The following is a 1139-nucleotide window of genomic DNA, read 5'->3' as shown; positions in this document are numbered from 1 at the left end:
CATGCCGATGGTTAAAAGATCCAGTTCGCAAATACTAATCCCGATTTCGGTGCATCTAAGAAGAAACAACGCGGTTGTCATTTGCCGTGTTGTTGTTTTAAATTTTTTTTAGATTTTACTTCAGTTTCCAAGTTTGCTCCCCAAAGTTCTAGAATTTCAGGAAGAATCTCGTAGATAGAAAACATTTCAAACTCGTCAAGCCACTCATCAATACTTGCTGGAATACTATTATCCGCGTGATAAGCCATGATATAGGCTACGTTTTCAAAAATTTCAAGATCTGCTATTTCAAAAACACCCTCGTTGATTTTGAAAGACTGCTCTAATTTTGACAGGTCTTTGAAAATATCACGCTTGAATTTAATACGATACAATCTTGGAATAGTGGCGGAAGAACGAAACTTCACGTCTTTACCATTTACTTTTACTGTTTTTTCTAACACTTTTACCCCTTTAAAACTTATTTGATTTCCGTGTTAACTTGCGGAACGTACACGCTCTTATACCATTTCTCATAGGTTTCTTTTGAAGTAGTGTCACCGCTACGGGATTTCACCAAACCATCTTCTCTAGGATCAGCCGTAAGCGACAAAGTTTCCGTCCCAGGTTCTATAGTGTCTTCCTTAGTTTCTGACTCGATAGACGGTCGTGTTGCTGAACAGTTATATAAAACGTGTCTGATAGCGTTCACGTCACCATCAAACTCAAACAGGAGCGCGAATTTTTCTGTTTCACTAATCTTCGCGTTTTCAACCAGAACACCGTTTTTATCTAGTTCTTCTCGTAGTATTTCCGTCCTAAACCATTCAGGTATAAGAGCAATTTCCAAGTCGCCACTGTAACCGTTGTTAGCAGTCGACCTGAAGTAAACAATCCCGTCAGCGTAAAACGGTGAGGATTCACCCTCAGCCTCAAGGCTTATACTCACCGCCCCCGGAATCGGCTTAGGCTCATCGTAGGAGAAACCACTCGAATCTTTTTTAAGTTTTGCCGCGTACACGTTTTTCAGATTGTATTTAACCTTGTTTCCCATTTATTGTTACCTCCATTTCAAAAATGTAGAGTGTTTCATAAAGCTGTTCCGACTCTATGAACGCTTCTGTTTTGTTATAAAAAATGCCGTGCCTATCAAGCACGGC

The 1139-nt window shown here is 39.9% G+C and carries 2 protein-coding genes; both read right to left on the bottom strand.

Annotation, left to right across the window (positions count from 1 at the left end; translation table 11 throughout):
• Window positions 1-77: 77 nt before the first annotated feature.
• Window positions 78-443, bottom strand: coding sequence for a hypothetical protein (locus ACTJLE_RS06345; RefSeq protein WP_014554474.1), 366 nt, complete (start codon window positions 441-443; stop codon window positions 78-80).
• Window positions 444-460: 17 nt separating this feature from the next.
• A complete protein-coding gene (locus ACTJLE_RS06340) occupies window positions 461-1033 on the bottom strand; it encodes a major tail protein (RefSeq protein WP_014554473.1) in 573 nt (190 codons plus the stop codon).
• Between the last annotated feature and the right edge of the window lie 106 nt (window positions 1034-1139).

Source organism: Gardnerella sp. CCPDSM, assembly GCF_056754715.1.
The sequence above is the reverse complement of the archived record's forward strand: the minus strand, read 5'-3'. Positions and strand labels throughout refer to the sequence as shown.

Coding starts and splice junctions, on each gene's coding strand:
- ACTJLE_RS06340 (WP_014554473.1), bottom strand. CDS start 1,033: ATGGGAAACAAGGTTAAATACAATCTGAAAAACGTGTACGCGGCAAAA.